This window comes from Chryseobacterium electrogenes (assembly GCF_053553015.1).
In genome coordinates, this window is sequence record NZ_JBNPPB010000002.1 from 3,149,815 (window position 1) to 3,170,278 (window position 20,464).

The window sequence follows — 20,464 nt, forward strand, 5'->3', positions numbered from 1 at the left end:
AGATAATGTAATGGAAAAAAAGTTATCAGTAGAACTAGAGGTAATGTGCCATATCATCTTAAACGCTAAAGCTAGTTTTGATGTAGTACGTTATTTTAATAATGAAAATCATAATAAATTTAATTTAATTAATCGCGAACGGATGTCGAATCACTTCTTTCGATTTGTTGAGGTTAATTTCTTTCGAACTACTATTATTGAACTTTTCAAACTATATAGCCCAAGTACAGATGATTACTATTCCTTCTATTCTTTAAAGAATAGGTTTAATCCCGGAAAGAAGTATGAATCAATAGAAATATCAGAAGAATTATTTAAAGATGTTAATTTGATTTTAAAACAATCAAAAGTTGTAATAGAAAAATTACGGGATCTTAGGAATAAAGTATATGCACATAATGATCAGGAATACAAAAAATATTTAGGTATTTTGACCATAGAGGAAATTTCTAAACTAATTAAAGTTGCTAAAGATATACTGGGAAAAATTTATTCTGAAATTCTAAAAGCCTATTATTTTTTCGATTCTCCAACTGCAACTCCTATTGACAGTCTGGAACATCTGTTTAATAAAATTGAATTTTTTAATACTAATTATGAAGAAGTTATGTTAAAAAATATTGGAATTGCAAAACCTGATGAACTTTAAATTTATATTGAAACAGGTGTATTTTTCAATACTAAAGCCGTCTGTTGATTTTATATCATAAATATTATAAAGTAATACCATTATGGATTTCCATATAAAAATAAAATAGTTTTTAATTATCTTTGGTAGAAACTCAACCATGTGTAATCGGTAAATAATAATACAGAACTTTTCGTAAATAAGACTACAGAATAAATGGCAAGAACAAATACAGAGTTTTTGGCAACAATGAATACATAGTTCACCCTATGGGGCATACAGCCCCATAGGAATTAACCACCTTTGTCATGCAATAAAGACAAGGTAATTATGAACTATTATTTAAACAAACTTATGATCTATCATGAAGTTAATCGGATGAGTCGAGAAGGCTTTTCCATTTCAAAAATTGCTGATTTTCTCGGCATGGATTGGCGTACCGCCAAACGTTATCTCACCCAGAGCGAAGAAGAATTCGCAGTTAAGCTCTCGGAGCCCAAAGGTAGGAAGAAAGTTTTAGAAGTTTACACCCAGTTTGTCAAAGAGCGATTAGAAGTCTATCCTGAAACCTCGGCGGCTCAGATGCACGATTGGCTCAAAGAGCATTATCCTGACATACCTCGTGTAAGTCAGAAGACTGTTTTCAATTTTGTACATCATGTACGGTCTACTTACACCATTCTAAAAAAGGAAAAAGAGAGGGAGTATGTAATGGTTCCAGAATTAGGCTACGGTTTACAAGGACAGGTAGACTTCGGTTTTTTCAATATGCGCACAACAAACGGAAAGGTTCGTAAAGTGCAATACTTTACTTTTGTGCTCTCTCGTTCACGCTATAAGTACATTCTATTCCAAGACACTCCCTTTACCGCATTTGATGTCATCCGTGCACACGAAGTGGCATTCCAGCACATTGGCGGTGTTCCCAAAGAAATTGTTTATGACCAAGACCGATTATTCTTAGTCTCAGAAAACTTAGGTGATCTTGTACTGACCAATGAGTTCCGGAGATACGTGCGAGAGCGCGGCTTTACGACCTATTTTTGTAGAAAGGCAGATCCTGAATCTAAAGGGAAGGTTGAAAATGTGGTGGGGTATGTGAAGAAAAATTTCCTGTACAATCGTTCATTTAAAGATCTAGAGGTTTTAAATATAGAAGCTCTGGAGTGGCTAGGGCGTACGGCGAACGCATTGCAGCACGGCACAACCAAAGCTATACCGTACCAGGAGCTTAACATCGAGAGACCCTTTTTAGACCCATGGCATCCAATTGAACTGCCTTCGCAGCCCTTACTTATGTATACAGTTCATAAGGACAACAAAATATCCTACAAGGGAAACTTTTATAGCCTTCCATTTGGAACCTACAAAGGGACTAACACGCAAGTTGAAGTAAAGGTCATGGCAACCGAACTTATTGTGCTTAATGACCAACGCTCAGAGCTCTGTCGACATCAAATTTGTCTTTTGAAAGGTCAAAAAATCATTGCACGAGATCACAAGCGTGACAAAAACACAGCCATTATGGAGATGATGAGTGAGTTATGTGATCTTATGGAGAATAAGCTGTTAGCGCTACTTTGGATAGAACGTATACAGGCACACAAGCCCAGATATATTCGTGATCAAATACAGGCGCTCAAAGTGATCGTCAATACGACGGAGCGCTCCATAGTATCCCGAGCATTGGACTACGCTTATCAAAATGACATACTGAGTGCGAGGGACTTTAAAGCTCTAGTGCTTATGCTGGAAAAAGAACAGCAAGACGTCGTACAATTAGACCCTAAAATCATTGCGCTCAATCCACTGGATGGTACTAGCAGGCTTTTAGCTCAAACGAATCCCCAGAGAAGTGAGCTAGGGAGTTATGATGATTTTTTCTTGAATGTAAGATAACCAAAAACCACAATTACAAAAATGGAAACACAAAAGCAACAAATCAAGCAGTTATGTAACAGCTTCAGACTCTCGGCAGTCAGCACACAGCTGGAGGATGTGATCTCTTACGCGGAAAAACAAGAGTTAGGGTTCGTACAATACACCTTGAAATTACTCGAAGCAGAAGCGGATCATCGCCACAAAAAAGACGAACTAAGACGAACTAAAGTAGCAGGACTCCCTAGAAACTCGAACCTAGACCTCTATCAAGCCGATAGGAACGGGCTTCGATCTGAGCGCCTAGCCCAGCTACGGGAGTTAAACTGGATTGATCAACTCTTCAATATTGTTCTAATGGGTCCTAGTGGAACTGGTAAAACGGCACTGGCTGCAGGGCTATCCATGGATGCGGTTAAAGCAGGCTATAAGGTCTATTTTAGAACAATGGATGAAATTCTTACTACGCTAAAAACGAAAGATTTTATGAAATCACAGATGATTGAATACAAAAAATTACTAAAGGCAAATTTGCTTGTGCTAGATGATATTATGCTTTTTCCGCTTGAAAAAAACATGGCAGTGACCTTTTTTAACTTTATAAACCAAATATATGAACAAACGTCCATCGTCATAACCACCAATAAAAAACCCACGGAATGGGCTAAAATGTTGGACGATGAAGTCATTGCAACCGCATTGTTAGACCGTTTGCTTTATAGATGTGAAGTAATAAATCTTACTGGAAAAAGCTTCAGAATGGAAAATCGGACAATGCTATTTGAAAATCCAAATTAAAAATATACTTTTGAGGTGAGCTATGCATACATTGTTGCCAAAAACTCTGTACTCTTAATTGCCAAAAACTCTGCATTTTTACTTACCGTTCACACCATGTAAAGATTTTACATTTAGACTGTCTAATGACTGTATTTTTCAGTCCTTGCTTATCAACAGATCGTCTTTTGTAAAATTTATAATTAAACACTATTTTATGCATAAGTATTTTGGGCTTTATGGTAAAGCATTTGAAAAGGTACGGAAAGACCATTCTCAACTTTTTGACCATCGCAGGGGCACTTACTTCAGAAAATCTTCCGATTTTCTGTCCAATAGAAATAATTGGTACGTGATTTTTTTATTAGTCGGGATATGCTTTGCCATTCCTGCAGTATTTAATTGTGAATTTTTAAATGTCATTACAATCAGTGAAAAAACTTTAAATATATTGGTTGACCAGAGAACAACTAATATTGCAACAATCATTAGTATCTCACTTGTAGTTGTAGGATTTTTAATAAATAACCTTGCCGTTAAATCTCCTACAACTTATAAACTGTTATTTAAAAAATCGCTTCTATATTTAACTATATATCTGACCCTTTCAACTATATTCTGGTTTATAGTTTTATCTACACTCAGGGATACGATTCCACAGCATCCGTTTTCTAAATCGGTAGTTGCGGGTACTTATCTTTCTCTTTTTGTTTTAGTATTAATAGGTATACTCTTTAGAAATATCATCTACTACACAAATGAAAAGGAAATTAATTCTATGCTGTCAAAAGAATTAATTAAAGAGGCTAAAAATAATCTTAAAACTATTCTCTTAAAAAAATATAGTTCTAAAATTTATCAGGAATTCATGTCGGAAAGAGGTCTGAAAAGAAGAACTAATGATATGAATTTGGACATCTTATTTAGCGCCCAAAATGTTACTAATGATGATTTATTTACGGAGGAATCAAATACTAAAAATCGATATTTAAAAAATGTTAATCTCGCAATTCTAGAAGTCTTAGTGAAAACTGATTTTATAAAAGAATATGATGTATTAACACTTGGTGATTTGGTAAATGTCAAAAGTTTAAATCCTATCAGCTTTAAAGCAGAAAAATATGAAGGATTAAAAAAATGGTTGCTGAAAAGATGTTTTTATACTTCAAAGAAAGCTGTACTGAAAGAAGTTTCGGACGATTATAGAAAAGAATTTGATAGCAAAATATTACAACTTGCTGAAGAAAGCAAACATAAAAGCCTCTCTCAACCTTTAAGTGCCTTCATAGAACTATATAAACTTCAAATGCAACATCAAAATGAGAATATTTAACGATCCGTCAGATATAACTAATGGAATTGAGGAGACAATCTGGGCATCTATAGAAAAAACTGTTGAGAACAACAGTCTGGAAACTTTTAAGGTTCTAAATAGATTTGTTGTAGATGTGTTGGTGGTTAGTATTCAAAATAAATCTCTCATAAATTATAATAAGTATGTCAACTTTCCTGCTTCCTATTATTACATTTCTTTTGCGAAAAGTAAAGAAAGTATAGTGTTTCATAAATTTTTCAGATATGCTGTTGAAACCTCCGCAAAACAGTTAAAGGAAATTATAACTTTTTTTTTAGTGTATAAGAAAACCGATATTGAGGAAATCAATGAATCTAATTTAAGTTTGAACAATGATTTTTTGTATTCCACATTCAACAGTTTTAACAGATTAATATATTCAATGATTAGTAATGGTGATAAAACATTTTTCAGCTATGTACTCAATGAATTTGATAATATTGATGCATTGAAAAAAAATAGCTATTATGAATTAAAATTTGAATTAAGGAATTTGACAACTAATGATGAAGGCATCGAAAAAAAGGAAAAATTGTATAAGCACGTTAAACTTTTTGATGAATACAAAAGGCACGTTATCTTAGGACTGCGATATTGGACGATTTTTCTTTATAGTGTCGGAAATAACCCAATTGAAACAACAGTGATCTTTTTAAAGGAATTGAGGATTCAAAAAGATTACTCAGATTTACTTAGAGATATTCTTGTTTTGAGAAATAACCCAAACTATAATTATTTTGAATGGAGTGTATGGGATTATAAGGAAAGACCTTTAGAAAAAACGTATAGCCCTCCTAATTCTAATGATTGGTTGACATTTGGATTTGTTTTCGATATACTTAGAGTCAAAGATATATATTTTGATACCCAGAATTTAGATGTCAGGCAGCTTAATGATATTCCTTTTTTGTATGAAAGAATAAAGGATTTTATTAAAATTATTGATAAAGATTTTGATAAGTGGCAGTCAATACTCGAATTAGATTCAAAGAAGGAGTTTGAAGCCAGATGTAAAAAAATAAATGTTTTTTTTAAGAACCTCCTGCATAAAAGCGTCACAGCAAAAGATCAAGCTATAGCTTCTGAGGAGTTAGACCCAGAAAAAATTAAAGACTTCAAAGCTAATGTCGCAAAATCATGGGAAGCTAATTCAAGCCTTAATGCTATCTTTTTGTCAAAAAAGAATATGAAAGAAAATAAAGCTGTTGAAAATTTTATCGGTTTTAGAACTTTTTTCCAAAATAGCAAGATAATGTTTGTAAAGGAGAACTATCAGACAATATACAATATTGATATTTTTGGTGGTCGGGCAGCCAGATGGATTGATGACGATTTTTTTAGTACGGTTATTTCTGAAGAAGCTTATTTTATTACAAAGGACAATATCACAGATTTGATTGAAGAATGTTTTATACAGCTCAAATTAAAGGAAATCAGCCCCTCAATTATCTTACTTCCTGCTGCGTACAGTTTTAAAGATCAAAAGTTTCTTAACAATCCTGACTTTAAGAGAAAATATGATTTTCCAGATAGGAGGGAAGATAAGTTTTTTATGGGAACTTACAAAGGTGTAGAGGTCTATATCAGTCAAAGTGATGAAATCACCAATAAAGTTATAATTGCTGATTTTGAGAAAGCTTTTGAGATGGAATACCGGACTTTGGAAAATGGGTTCAATCAGGTATTAAAAATTGAAGTAGAATCAATTCGGAATGAAGAAGCCGAAGTAATCTATAAAGAGGAACCTGAGAATTGGACATTTACCCGTAAACAGACGCCAATGGATAAAGATGAAGCTCTTACTCTTATTAAAAATTCTTTGAATATCGAAGTAGGAACATTTTATGAGTTTAAAGTAAAAGATAAGGAATCTTTTGTAGTGGGAATCATTAATTCTAATATTAGTTAATCTGAATTTATTCATGAAAATTAATCCAAATAGTTCGATAAGAAGTGGTTATAAATACGAAGATCTTTTTACGTTAAAGCTAATTGTAGATTGGCTGCTTGATCCTGAAAAGTATGAAAATATTCGTGTGCAGTATAAACCTGATGATGTTCAAATCAGGCATTTTGCAATCGATGATATTGTAGCGACCAGGAAGGATGGAACGGTTGAATATTACCAGATTAAACATAAACAAAATCCAGATACAGATCTTTGGACTTTCGACGAACTCATTGATAAAGGATTGAACAAATGGATCAATTCGTTTCATGCAATTAATCAAGAAAGAAAGTATTGTTCCCTCATCACCAATGGGAATCCGGACAAAAATGTTCAAGACTGCATAGTTCATAGAAATATTGATCTTGGAAAAGTCAAAGAATATCAGCATGAATTCTTTGCTGTTGTACAATCATATTTTTCTAATCCTTCAGATGCATTATCTTTCTTTGAAAATTTTGAATTTCAGTTCGGCCATCCTAATAAAAGATGTTTAGAAGATACACTTAGAAATATTCTTTATAAGCAGTTAAAAGTTACGAAAGGTGGCGTAAACAACCTATTGCTCTTTATTGGAGATGAAGGTTCTGAAAAATTCCCTACCATTTTTACTCTGGACATTATACGTAATCTTTTGGAATGGGATAACCCCAGACCTCTTAATCAGAATTTCAATGTTCCCACTGATTTTGAGTTTTTTGACAGAGGTATTCACCAAATTCTTCTGCGGGATATCAGTACTGTTGAAGGGGGAATAAAAGTGATTGTAGGAAAACCGGGAAGTGGAAAAAGTACTTATCTGTCAAAATTGTATTCGTCGTTGGAAAAGAAAGGTGCTATAGTTTTCAGACATCATTATCATCTTAATCCTAAGGATGTTTCTTATGCTGATAGACTCAATAGTGAAAGGGTCATTGAAGGGTTGAAAGCAGAATTCAAAAAACAGGATAATGATATTATAAAGTCGTTAGGGGAACAAAATACTGCAGGGACTCAGCTTAAAGAATTTATTGATCAGGTAGCTTCCTATTGCCGTGAAGTCGGGAGGTCATTTATTTTAATTATTGATGGTTTGGATCACGTTATCCGAGAAGGAAATAGCCAAAATGAACTGATTGACTTTTTAAATGAAGTTTTGTTCCCTCAGCAAGGATACTGGTTGATTCTTGGAACGCAGGAAATTGCGACGCATTGTTTCCCAAATTCGATTCGCCAGCTTGCTCCGAAAGATGAGTGGATTGAAATCAAAGGCCTTAAGCGAGATAGTGTTAAAAAGATTGCGTGCAAAAGTTTCCCTCAAGATTATAAACTTTTAAGTTACGATTTTGATTCAATTGTTTCAAAGCTCATACAGGTAACTGGAGGAAATCCTCTTCATTTAAGATATGTTTTGACTTCCATAGAAAATAATGGAAGAGGAATTTCAAGATATGATCTTGATACTATTCCTCATTACAATAATGAAATAGAAGAGTATTATCAGGCGCTCTGGCAACAGCTTACTATTTTAGCAAAAACGATGGCTTTTGCACTAACTGTTTTAGACTTTAAATTGCAGGAGGAGCAAGTTTTTTCTCTAGCAGCAGACCTGTGTCAATATCCTCAAGAAATTTCGGAGAATCTCAATCAAATACGTCATTTGTTTAGGTTCGAGCTATCAGGGATTTCTGTATATCACAATAGTTTTTTGGTATTTATCCAACAGCAAAAAGAGTTGAAGGAACAAAAGAAAAAGTTATATAAAATTGTAAAAGAATGGCTGAATGAGGCCGAACAAAGAGAAATTTGCTGGTCGGAATTACCTAAAGTTGAATACTATCTTGGAAATCCAGGACTCCTGCTGTCAATTGATAACGAATGGGTTATTAAACATTATTTAGATAGTAAAGATGAAGAAATAATTGAAAATATTCTTTATCTAGCTTCAAAGGCCGCTTTTGAAAATAACGTTGATCAAAAAATAATTTATTTCTCTCTTATATATGGCCTATTTAAAAATCGCAGTGATAACCTTTCGGAATCAATTCGGAATCTCTGGTTGACCTCGTTCAAGAATAATAAAATTCTTCGTCCTAAGTATCCTAATTTTTCTACTCTAACTGATTATCAGTTAAAGGAAATGCTTATAGCACTCAAAGCAACCGGCATTGTCAACACAATTCCTGATGATGCCGTTAACAGGGTTAATGAATTGTTTACAGAAAATCGCTACGATACAATTAAAGTGGCCAAGTGCTGGTTAGAGATTTTAGCACACTTTGAATCTACTTCCACATCTCGGGTTTTTAATTTTATAGAACAATTTCGTGATGAGGAAAAAGATGCATCGCATCTTTTTAAATTTTATCTTCAGAAATTGCTGGATTTCCCTAAACAACCTCTTCATTTAATTGATGCCATACTTAAAACGAAGTTAGAGAAAAGTGAGAAAATAGCGATGGCTGAACTACTGATACTTGATGATTTGAAAGGCAACCTGAGTGATTGCAAGTGGAAGAAACATATTCAAAAATTGTTGGCAAAAGAGGATAACCTATTTTTTTCATTGTATAAAATCATATATGGCGAAAATATAAAGAATTTCAAATCTGCATTTTCATATTATTCTCCACCCCCTAAAATAAACAATTATTCGTCTGAGAAATTAGTGAAACAATTCATCAAAACCAATGTACTTCTTTCTTTTATCAATTGTATCAATGATCTCAATTTTGAATACAAATGTAATCATTCTTCTAAGTGGCTGTCTGAGCTAGATGTTTGTATTTTTAATCTGGGGAAATTTTTCTCGCAAGCATTCCGTGAAAAATCTGAAATTGACCTTTTAGTCATTTTGAAGTTTATAGAAAACCTCAGGAAACTACATTTTAATAAAGATCATGATATTTATGATTATGAGAGAATTGGTATTCCTTATTTTATTGATTTGGCTATCTGGCTGAGCGCTGTAATAAATAAAAAGAACCAATTTACATCAGAACTTAATTATGAACAATTGTTACGTCTGGGTAATTCGAAGCGCTATAACAAAGCATCGTTGTTGGAGATTATCAACTCTAAGATTGTATCTGTTAACAGAGATGAAGTTGAAAGATATATTGAATTTGAAATCCAAAATAATAATGAGATGTTTCCCTTTCCTGAAATCGCTAGTTTTCTAACAGACATGGCTCAACTCTCATATGATTTCGGGAATCAAAATAATGTCAGGCCGTTGCTCGAAAATGCAGCTTCTAATATTTTAGCATACGGTCATCATAAGGATATGTTACTTTACAATATTTTAGAAAGTATTGAAATTTGCATCAAAGCAGGATCATCGGAATCCAACAATTTCTTATTGCAGATTTTTCCTTACGTCTTTAATATCGAAGCATTAACTGACGGTGATGAGACCCGCCATTTTATGAATTATTTCTGTGATCTCTTGGCAAAGGTTAATCCCCAGCTTTTGTACAATTTATTTTTTTACAATATCAACATGAGAGATTACACAATGGTTGAAAATATCTTTGATGATATTTTATCGACACTAGATTTCCAGGAGCCCATTGCCAAGGCTGTTGGGAAGACGGCTATAGGGCCACACTTTCAAACACTTTGTAAACTTCAAAAAGAACAATCTTCGGTTCAAGATGTTATTGAGAGCTTGCAACTAAAATTTGGACTTTTTCCGGAAAAGGAGGAAGAGAAAGAAGGAGAAGATAATGACAACAAACAAATCGATCAAAAACTTATAAAAATTACTCCTGAGAATTTGAAAAATTATATGTCCAAGACATTAAATTTTAACGGTAGGCGATTAAATTATGATGATTCTTATTTTCTACAATCTTGGATAACTTCTCGACTCCACAAGTATCCAAATGATAGGAAGAAAGTAGTAGTATCATTAAAAGAGATCATTGATGATAGTTTTTCTACGATATCGGCAAATCTTTTAGATCTGATCTATGAAATTTCTTATGAAATTGATAGGGAGTTTGCTTTTTTATGTATTTGTTGGGCGAGTTCAAATGGTGGTGTATGGGCACCGAGTTATCGCTGGAATATCGCTGAATCCAGAAAAAGATGGAGAAATATTATTGATTTTTTTCCTGAAAGAATAGAGGAGTATTATCAAAAAAGTGTTACAAACACTGGTTTGAGGTATGGACTGCAGAAGGATTATGTAATTCCTGTCCCCAAAAGTACTCAATTTCATATGGACTGTGGAAGGCTACAAAAAGCAGAAAATGTAACGCAGGATTATTTAGATTTTTTGCCTCATATATTCCCTAATGTAAAGCTCGATTTAGCTGAAACACTTATTGAGCCAATTGAAGTGTCAAATTTTGATATTTTAATGGCGCGATTAACATGGCTAAGCCCTATAGTTAGAGCACAAGCTGCAGAGGGAGTTACAAACTTATTGAAGAATGACAATGATGGATGTTGTCACGAAGTATTTTTTGAATATTTAAAATTTCAGGATTTAGAAAATGCAGCTTGTGAAGGACTAATAATACTTATTAATTCTCTACAGGACTCCGAATCTTTAACTTTCAAATTTTTAACACAAGAAACTCTTAATTCCTTGCTTTCAATAAGATGCATGGCAACGGATTTATTATTGAAAAATATTGCTGGAATTTTAAAATTTGAATTGAAATTAAATGTTCCCCTGTTATCATATTTAAGTTCAGGAAATACAAGTTTAGATGAAGAAGCTTTTAGAAAGATAATTAATAATAATCTAACAAATGCGTATATTGGATTTCTAGATTATTTACAGCGTAAAGTAGGTGATTCTTTTATTATATGGAAAATATGGTGTACAAAATATGAAGATTACTGCACTCAATTTGACCTAAAATACGACTATAGCCGAGATGATAGTTTTGCAACTTCTAGATATAGTTTAATGATTGGTCGAACAACAATATTTGGAGATATACTAAAATCAACTTTTATGCATGTTGTCGATGCCTTATATAATTTAAAAAGAATTGAGTTTTTTGATCTATGGCAGTTAACATTAAAAAATTTACCGGTTGATTACTCAATTTTGAAAATTAATCTTGAAGTCCGGCCAGAATGGTGGTTTTCATTAAATGTTGAAAATTTTAGATCTTTTGATTTACATCAGAATTATAGCCAGCTTTTAATTAATTGGTTCAAAAACTCAGATATATTATTTCCTTTATATTATAATGCAACTTACTCATCAGATAAATCATTTTATGGATCTACTGTTTTTTGTCAATTTAAATCTATAGCTATTGCTATACCTAAAAACTATGATATTGATCTTGATCCTGAGATGTTGTTTGACGACTTAGAAAATAGAGGAGTTTGGGATAGTTATAATGAATATCCAGAATATTACGGTTTTTATGAGGGCAAACTGATTTTTACTGGAACGAATGAAGTAGATCTCGTTTTACCCTTAGTGAAACATACACGTGTTTTTCCAGGCAATATATGGCAGTATTATAGAATGAATGATGGTATATTTTTACTTTCTCCAACTTTGATGGATCATCTAGAACTTGATTGTATATCCAACAAAATTCAATTTAAGGATAATAGAAATAATATGGTTGCTTTCTTTGGTGATTTCTTATATAACTTCAATGATACAAGCCAATTCGGGGAGCCCATACCCTATAATAGCTATTTAATGATGGATAAGGGCTATTTAAACAAATTTCTCGGAGAAAAAGATTTAAAATTGGCAGTTATTTTACGGCAAAATTTGAAAATTAAAGATAGCCATAGTATCGACGAAAAATATAGCACAAAAATCACTTATGACTTTGTTGATTTATAGATGATTATATATAATAATTCTATATTGATTTACCGACTTAATATTTATTACATTTCTTTGGGCTAGTATTAGAATAAACAATCTAGGAGTTTGTCTTATTTAAATTAGATCAAATTATTAGTTTGATTAGCCTGACGAAATAGTTAAATTTACTATCTTATAATTAATACACCTAGATTTTATCAACTAAAAACTAATTATCTAATAGTTGGAATTAGTTTTTGATTAAATTCAATTACATAAATTATAATTGGAGGAAGAGAAAATTTTGCAGTAGTTTCAATCATTATTAACGATATTCTAAAATGACCCCAATAATCCAATTGAAGTCATTTTAATAATAAGTATTTATTATATTTATATCCCTTTTAGATACAAACTCTGAAATTCTTCAGCAGAAAAATCTTTCGAAGCATATGCCGTATGAGCCCACCTTGTTTCTTGAAAGGTCAAGTGAAATATGGTACTGCTATATTTAAAGCTGTTATTAATGTATTAAGCACCGAAAAAGATAAGTAAGGTAATAAGTTAATGATGAAATTGCTTTAGTTGAATTTTTACTTGACTAAAATTTCAGACAGTCTTTTCCAATCTTCACCATTGAGACGAGAACCAACCGGCACAACCGACTGCCATTCATCCGTTGTTAAATTGCTTATTTTGGAGCGAATTTGTGTTAGGCTTAATGTCTCGTTTTTAGGAATAATTTTAGATATAGACTTTGCAAGTCTTCGTGGGATTCCTGCCATACGCATTAATAATGCCTGTTCAGTATCTACCCCGTAATAGACCATTGAGGGGATATATGAATTATCATTAAGATCATCACTGTTGCTTGTTACAATTCCTTCAAGTGCGCCTAACCCCCAAGAAGCTTTAAATCTTGTATTATTAATATATTTTACAAAGGTATTTATTCTATCAGCCTCATCTGTATTGTTTGCAAAAGTAGGGTGGTGAGACGAAACTTCAAATAACTGATCACCTTTTACCCAGCTAATAAGTACTTTGGCTACTGCCTCTTCATTAAATGTGTTGCTATGTGAGTCGGTGCCTAAGCCAGTTTCTTTTAATTTTGCAATAACTTTGATTTTTTCTTTAAGATAATCGGTTCTGAAATTAAAAAGATTGTCTGGATTCCAGCTTTCTGGAGCTGCAATTGCCGGGTTTTTACGATTTTCATCTTTCATTATTTCTAATACCGAAGGAACTGAAAACCCTGTTTTGTCAGCAAAGCTCAAAGTTCCAGGATTAAATTTTTCCTGTAACTCAAGATAAATCATTTTACAAATATCAATGAATTTTTGCTTGTCAGAACTTTCAAGTTGATAATATCCGAGACTATCTTTAAATAGGTCACTAATTTCCAAAACACTTTCATTTCCGGAGTGATTTAGAACATGGATTAAGTATTGAACCAATGGCTCCAGTGAGTTTGAGTATTTGTATGCAAGCTTGAAAATTTGACTCTCGACTGCTCCGAGTGCTTCAAGAATATTATCGGCATTTATCATTAATTCTAAAAGCATACTGGCAATACCCTTAGAACTTTCCTGAATTAAAGATTTTGCACTTTCAATATTGCCTTTTGAGTTAAACGGAAATATTAACTTACCATAATTATCAACTAATGTCCTACCAGCTCGACCAGCAATATTCCAGAAATCGCTTGTGGAAAGTTTTGTATCGCCTTTGCGATATGAATCAAAATAAACTGCAGAAACTGGAAAGTTAACACCTTCAGCAAGTGTGCTTGTTGCAAAAATGTGTTCAATTTCTTTTTTGCGTATTAAATGCTCGATTAATAGTTTAGTTTCATCAGATAAGCCTGCATGATGAAGGGCAATTTTTTTCTTTAAAACTTTTGTTAAAATGGTCTCCTTTCCAACCTCGTCGATAATAAATTTTCTTACTAATTCGATTGAATCCGAAACCTCGGTTTCTGGTAATGTATTATAAAGGAACTCTGCTCTTTTATCTACCATGCCAGAACCTTGGCACAGGTATAATATAGACTTGTTTGCTGCGCCGTATCTTTTTGCAGTAAATTCTATGTATTTTTCTTTAGGTTGACCCGTAAGTACAAAATCCAATTCTACATCTTCTAATTTATTCTCGTCTGACAGAAGAGAGTAGGCGGAAGGTAAAAGTGTTTGTTCGAATTTCTTGAAATTACCTTTTTGTTTAATTCCTATTAAAAGCTTTTCAGCTGGTTTCCAATTTATCCTAATTGGGGTTTTAATCTTATTTCCACCCATCCAGTCCGCAATTGTTGAAGCAGAGTCTTTTAGAAAAGGTGAAAGAAACATAAACTTTGAACTGGGTCTTTCACGTTTTAAAATAGCTAAAAGTAATTCAAGGCGTGTGCCTCTGCTACCATTCTGTATCATATGAGCTTCATCAATAACAAATAGTGCTACATCACTGACAGATTGATGATTTCTTCTGATTAAAAGGTCAAGTTTTTCTGGTGTAGATACCAGAATGTCGATTCGCTCCTGCAGTAATGCTTCTTCAGAAGGATCTACCTCTATAGCCCCAGATGTCTTTTCAATTGAGAAATTCAGACCTTCAAAATCAGATTTTAGATCATAATAAACCTGATTCACTAGCGCTCTTGTGGGAACAACATATACAATTTTAGAATCACTATTTAAAGCCTTTGTTACAATTATATTAAACTCTGCTAAAAGTGTTTTTCCTGCACTGGTTGGCATTTCAACAACAGTTACGCTGGCTGCAATATCTAACAGACTCATATTGATTGCATCCCTTTGTGATGGCAATAGATCTATTATTGCCTTTTCTGACTGGCTTTTAGCAATACAAAAATCTTTAAGTTTTTTGATTTGAATAGCATCCGTGGAGTACCAAATTGAGTTATTCTGGAGTAAAATTAAATTGTACTCCATTATATTGACTATACTTTGGAGCTTAGGATAATTACTAAATAACTTTTTGGCTACCTCGGAATGAATTCTAATCTCACTTTCCAATTTACCTTTATAACTATATCCCATAGTAAGGTAATCGGCAGTTTCAGTGATTGTTTTAGATATATGATACCACCCCAAAAGAAGTTCTGCGGATTCTATTTCTTCGGGATAGTCATGTATTTGCCTTAAATATTCTGATTCAAATTCTTTTTGTGATGTCTTTAAATCTGCTATAAGTTCCAATGAATGTCTAATATCAGCATAGCCATTATCTTTTCTTACCAGCAAGATAAAGGCTTCAAAAGTTTTATTTGAAACAATCTCCTGCCAATTTTCAAATTCATCATAATCTTTAGCAATATATTCCTTAAGATCAAGTCTAACCCTTATTGTATTATCACCCTTAAGACCTAGTGAGGCGATATAAAAATAATATAAGCTATATGGGTCTATACTAATCAAACCAAAAAACTCTTCAAATAGATCGATAAAATATTCACTTTTTATATCATATGATTTTAAAAGTGAATATGCTATATCATAAAGAGAATCTTCTATTGATTCGGTATAATCTGTTAAGACTTTATTCAGTAATAAATATTCTATTTTAAGTATCTTTCGATCAATATCTGGTGTGTTGTTAGGTATAGAATAGCCAAGCTCACCTTTTAAAAAGGCAAGTTTTCGATCTTGTACATATGATCGAATTTCATCATCATGTAAAACGTATTGTAAAATGTCTTTCATTTTTATGCTTTACAAAGTTCTTGTACTTTTTACCAAAAAAGATCAATTGTTTTGGTAATCTCTTTGTTGAAATTTAAGACGCAAAATGTAATGTTATGTGGGTCGAAATCGGTTTGTTGTGTGAAAAATTTACCATAATCCTCATTGATTTTAACACATGATGCATCGCGTATCAAGGCACACCCAAAAACAAGATCAAAATCAGCATCTTTGCCAAACTCTAATAAAAGTAGCACTAATCCAATTTTTTCTGCCGCCTCGGTAGTGAGATTTCGAGTATAATCTGATAATCTGTTAACCAGGAGATCACGATTATTCTTAAATTTTGTTTGGGTATTAAAAATAGAATCATCGTTGTAATCTACTACATAAGGGGGATTTTTCTTCTGGGCTGATACCTTACCTTCACCAACCATAAGACTAATTCTATCTTTATTAATACGGTATCCAACCGCATCAAGCCCTCTACCTGGTTGAGCGGCTAATTCTCTGTTAGTGATATTTTTATAAGGGATAGTAAAACGTTCCTCAGGTGGTAACTTATCTTCGAAATAGTAGGTCAAAAGTAGCTCACCTAGGTCGCTTCGATAAATATCAGTTATTACGGGCTTGTGTATTTTACCAGCTTCTCTAATTAAATCTTTAGCGACTGAATTCTTTTTAATGACTTCTTTAAGTTGAGTACTATCAAAACCATGTTTCTGAAATAATAAATTTTCATCAATTTTTCCATATTCAAATTTAGTTTCAGATCGTTGTTTAATATACATTTCCGAAAATTTCATTATAAACTTCTCAGTCACAGAAATGTCTTCCTTAACGAATTTATGAGCCATCAATTATGAGTATTAGTAAAACGTTCAGTTATGTAGATTTTGACAATCAATCAGAATCATAATAGTTTTTTATTATCCAAAGATATTAAAAATAGTGATGTGAATTCAATTAAAAGCCAACATTAACTCATTTGAAAAAGTATTATGCAATGCAATAAATACACTTAACATTAGCTAAATAATCTTAAATATGAAGACTTTTGTATCTACAGATGTTTAGCATAAATTTGGGTGGAAAGTTCTCCAATTCTTAATTGATTTTAAATATTTTTATGAAAGTAATAAATAGTGTGGTTATTTCAGAAACTATTATGTGATTCTAAAAAAAAAAGACATATTTATAATGAATACAGTTCTTAGCTTTCAAATGACCGCTAAATTTTAACAGAAGGCTATTCTAGAAAATTTAGAATACTTTATTAATATAGAGTAAATTTATTACCCGAATAATAAATACAATGTACTACGAACAACGATATATAAAAACTCAAAAGAATAATTCAGAAATTCAGTTGATTGATGAGCAAAGTAAAAATACTTTATATGATATTTTAGGCCAAAATAATAGAATTGTTTTACTTGGAAATCCAGGAATAAGCAAGTCTACCGAACTTAATATTTTATTTAATCATTTAGAAAGAAAAAAACAGACGATTTAAATTTTCCCTTAAAAATCGATTTGAAAAACTTTCGTTCAGTTTCAAAATTAGAAATTCATTAAATTCATCTATGCAATAATTACTGATGGCATAGAGTCCCCATTTATAATTTTCATTTTGATGTAATTCGGAGTAAATAACATCGCCTAATATCTCAATATTCCTAAATGTCGTTTTTATTATTTTACTAAGGTATTTTTCAACATCATAGTTAAGATTTTCTTCTTCTAAAATGTTGGGCGACAGGTTGTCTTTGGAAAATAAGTCTTTGATATTCATGCTCATATAGAGTATTCTGGAATCTCTAGTCAGCATTATATCTTTTCCTTTGTGAATAATACTGTCCCGGATTTTTTTAATATTGTCTAAATCTGATTGAATATATTCCAAATACCTTATTATTTCAGACGGTAATTTGTTGGCATTATTTGGTTTTTTAGCATAGCTTACTAAGGTATTTATCGAATCTGTTCCCGGATATTGTTTAAGCTGCTTTTCGTCAAGGCAAATTTTAATAAAGTGATAAAAGAAATCATACACACTTCTGAGATTAGTAAAAATATTTTCGGCAACTATATACTTGAATATACAAGATTTATTTTTTGATTCGCTACATCCAAATATATAGTATAGTGGCCTAGCTCATTTTGGGACTAACGTTCTTTTTCAAATCTTATTGCGGAATTTCCTCTAACAAAATTTCGTTTCCTGCTTTGTCAAAATATGTACAAGTCATTTTATACATACAGATTTCCCACTTTTCAATTCCTGTTTCTGCACACATTTTTATAAATGTTAAAAAATCTGTTTTACCTTGCTGATGAGCCTTCAATTCAGCTTTAAACATTTCCATATCTGCATTTTCAGCGATGGTTATTGTTTCATATTTCGCGGGGACTTTTGCAACATAATTATCGGTGCCATAATAATTAATATGCCCATCACTAACATAAGTTTCATAATGAGTTACACCCATTGCTTTAATTTCTCTAATGTAGGCAGGAAAATCTGCACCCGATTTTACTTTGCTGTGAGCTGTTCTTAATTGTTCTACTGTAAACATTTTTTCTTTGTTTTTAATTGTTAAACGATTTGTTGAATTACACGCAACCATAATGCTGAAACCTATGAAAAAAACTGTTGATTTTAAAGCTGTTTTCTTCATTACTCTGCTTGATGATTACACTGCAAAGTTGCGATACCTACAATAGGTGCAATTGTAAAAAATCGTTTTTTTTACAAGAATCGTTTAAAGTTTTCGGGAGTATCGCCAGTAAATTGTTTAAAGTCTTTGATGAAATGCGCTTGGTCGAAGAAATTATTTTCGTAGCAAATCTCAGTCAGCGATTTTGTTTCGTTCAGATTGTCAAGCACGGAATTGAAACGAACAATAGAAGCAAATTTTTTGGCAGTTGTCCCCACCACTTTTCTAAAACGCTTTTCAAACGGACTTTGGCTGATGAATAACTTTTCGTTCAGCTCTTTTATACGGATAGTTCCATTGGTTTGATAGATAAGTTTTACCGCATCCACAATTAATTTATCGGTTTCAATATCTTTAAGTTGAGATAGCAAAAATTGCTCAACTATTTTGATTCTTTGTTTGTCGGAAATGGCCATAGTCAATTTCTCTTCCACTTCTGCAACACTGTTTTTATTAAAAATATCGTCCAGCGAAAGGCTTAAATTAAAAAGCTCATTGGCAGGATGTGATGCAAAATGTGTAAAACCGATTTCAGTGAAATACACCAAAATAGTTCCTATGTGAGCCGATTTTTTGAATATTTTGTAACCATCAGAAATACCTGTAATTCCTGCCGTTGTCAGTCTGTTTTCCCTATTATTTGTTACAACAGAAAGTTTTCCTTTATATTGAAAACCGATCACCAATCCCGAAGACGGAAACACTTTGTACTCATTTTCCAATTCATTCTCTGACACTACAAAATACTTGATGTACGGTTTAAGTTGAGCTGTTGGAAAATGTTTGTCGAATTTCATTGATGAGCACAATATTTTATAAAATATTTCTTATTATATATAGCAAAATTAAAGTAAAATATGGCACCTATATACTTGAATTTCTTGAAAATAAAATATTACTCGTTTTTTTTTTAATCGGTACATTTAAATATATAACAGCCTAAATAATTATGAATGAATTTCAGAATCAATATATTTTAATTGAAGAGTAAAAATATTTAAGAATTTTATGTTTGAGACTCTGGTATTTACAATGATTTTTTATGAGATTTAGTAAAATAATTTGCGAAAAATAAAAAAAGACCTATATTTGCACCAGTAAAAACAAACAATCTTAATCTTGTTTAAAAAAGTGACCTATTCGGTGACCTAAAAATAAGAGAACGATATAAAGCTTATGGATAGGGAGTTTTTCAAATAAGAGCAAGTCCCGTCCGGATCGCAAAAGAGTCTTACAATAGTAAGACTCTTTTTTTTTGTTTTATATTTACGAATAGTAATGTAAAAAAAAATTGATAGCAAAAATTAAGTGCTAACAGAAAAAGTTTTGTTTTTCAAATTTTTGTAATATTCTAGTTGTAGTGATTTCTGGGATTATCAGCGGTGTGTTCTTCAAAATTAATATTTCTCGGGATATAACCAATTCTCATAGTATTGTCGAGTATTTCCATTTCTCAAATTATATCTGCTCATTGTCACATTTGCTCATCACCATATCGTCACATGATCAAATCATCGCATTAATTTTGGCAATACCCTTGCCTTGGCACGGGCCTTTGCTATAGGGTCGGGCTGTCCGCTGTATCTTTTACTTTTGTCATTTTGACGTCTCCGCTTTGCTCCGCCGCCTCATTCCACAAGAAAAAGGATGCCGCTTCCATCCCTATTGCGAGCAAAGAGGGCAAT

12 protein-coding genes are annotated in these 20,464 nt (G+C 32.3%); 7 read left to right on the forward strand and 5 right to left on the reverse strand.

Annotated elements, in window-relative coordinates:
* Positions 1-10: 10 nt before the first annotated feature.
* The 6 genes from ACQQ6V_RS14525 (at position 11) to ACQQ6V_RS14550 (ending at position 12,397) form a co-directional block, all read left to right on the forward strand.
* Complete coding sequence (locus tag ACQQ6V_RS14525; protein WP_068941777.1) at positions 11-649, forward strand: AbiU2 domain-containing protein; 639 nt, start codon at positions 11-13, stop codon at positions 647-649.
* Between the two features lie 309 nt (positions 650-958).
* On the forward strand, positions 959-2,527 hold the full coding sequence (istA, locus tag ACQQ6V_RS14530; RefSeq protein ID WP_448843739.1) for an IS21 family transposase: 1,569 nt from the start codon (positions 959-961) through the stop codon (positions 2,525-2,527).
* A 21-nt stretch (positions 2,528-2,548) separates the two neighbouring features.
* Entirely contained in the window at positions 2,549-3,304 is a 756-nt protein-coding gene (gene istB / locus ACQQ6V_RS14535) for an IS21-like element helper ATPase IstB (RefSeq protein WP_448843740.1), read from the forward strand.
* 196 nt (positions 3,305-3,500) lie between these two features.
* Positions 3,501-4,616: a hypothetical protein gene (locus tag ACQQ6V_RS14540; RefSeq protein ID WP_068941779.1), complete on the forward strand. Its 1,116-nt coding sequence runs from the start codon at positions 3,501-3,503 to the stop codon at positions 4,614-4,616.
* A complete protein-coding gene (locus tag ACQQ6V_RS14545) occupies positions 4,603-6,546 on the forward strand; it encodes a hypothetical protein (RefSeq protein WP_068941781.1) in 1,944 nt (647 codons plus the stop codon). The genes ACQQ6V_RS14540 and ACQQ6V_RS14545 overlap by 14 nt, the downstream gene beginning before the upstream one ends.
* A gap of 13 nt (positions 6,547-6,559) precedes the next feature.
* Complete coding sequence (locus tag ACQQ6V_RS14550; protein ID WP_068941783.1) at positions 6,560-12,397, forward strand: ATP-binding protein; 5,838 nt, start codon at positions 6,560-6,562, stop codon at positions 12,395-12,397.
* A 557-nt stretch (positions 12,398-12,954) separates the two neighbouring features.
* Here ACQQ6V_RS14550 and ACQQ6V_RS14555 read toward each other — a convergent pair.
* Together ACQQ6V_RS14555 and ACQQ6V_RS14560 are read right to left on the reverse strand one after the other, a co-directional pair.
* Positions 12,955-16,080: a DEAD/DEAH box helicase gene (locus ACQQ6V_RS14555; RefSeq protein ID WP_068941785.1), complete on the reverse strand. Its 3,126-nt coding sequence runs from the start codon at positions 16,078-16,080 to the stop codon at positions 12,955-12,957.
* A 29-nt stretch (positions 16,081-16,109) separates the two neighbouring features.
* Positions 16,110-16,916, reverse strand: a complete 807-nt coding sequence (locus ACQQ6V_RS14560) for a Hachiman antiphage defense system protein HamA (RefSeq protein ID WP_448846155.1) — start codon at positions 16,914-16,916, stop codon at positions 16,110-16,112.
* 458 nt (positions 16,917-17,374) lie between these two features.
* On the opposite strand from ACQQ6V_RS14560, the gene ACQQ6V_RS14565 reads away from it, so the two are divergent.
* Complete coding sequence (locus ACQQ6V_RS14565) at positions 17,375-17,575, forward strand: hypothetical protein (protein WP_068941788.1); 201 nt, start codon at positions 17,375-17,377, stop codon at positions 17,573-17,575.
* Here the strand turns inward: ACQQ6V_RS14565 and ACQQ6V_RS14570 are convergent.
* The 3 genes from ACQQ6V_RS14570 to ACQQ6V_RS14580 all read right to left on the reverse strand — a co-directional run bounded on the left by ACQQ6V_RS14570 (position 17,549) and on the right by ACQQ6V_RS14580 (position 19,576).
* Positions 17,549-18,115, reverse strand: a complete 567-nt coding sequence (locus ACQQ6V_RS14570) for a hypothetical protein (protein ID WP_068941790.1) — start codon at positions 18,113-18,115, stop codon at positions 17,549-17,551. The genes ACQQ6V_RS14565 and ACQQ6V_RS14570 overlap by 27 nt on opposite strands.
* Before the next feature lie 133 nt (positions 18,116-18,248).
* Positions 18,249-18,740: a DUF1398 domain-containing protein gene (locus tag ACQQ6V_RS14575; protein WP_228407594.1), complete on the reverse strand. Its 492-nt coding sequence runs from the start codon at positions 18,738-18,740 to the stop codon at positions 18,249-18,251.
* Positions 18,741-18,811: 71 nt separating this feature from the next.
* Positions 18,812-19,576, reverse strand: coding sequence for a helix-turn-helix domain-containing protein (locus ACQQ6V_RS14580; RefSeq protein WP_448846156.1), 765 nt, complete (start codon positions 19,574-19,576; stop codon positions 18,812-18,814).
* Between the last annotated feature and the right edge of the window lie 888 nt (positions 19,577-20,464).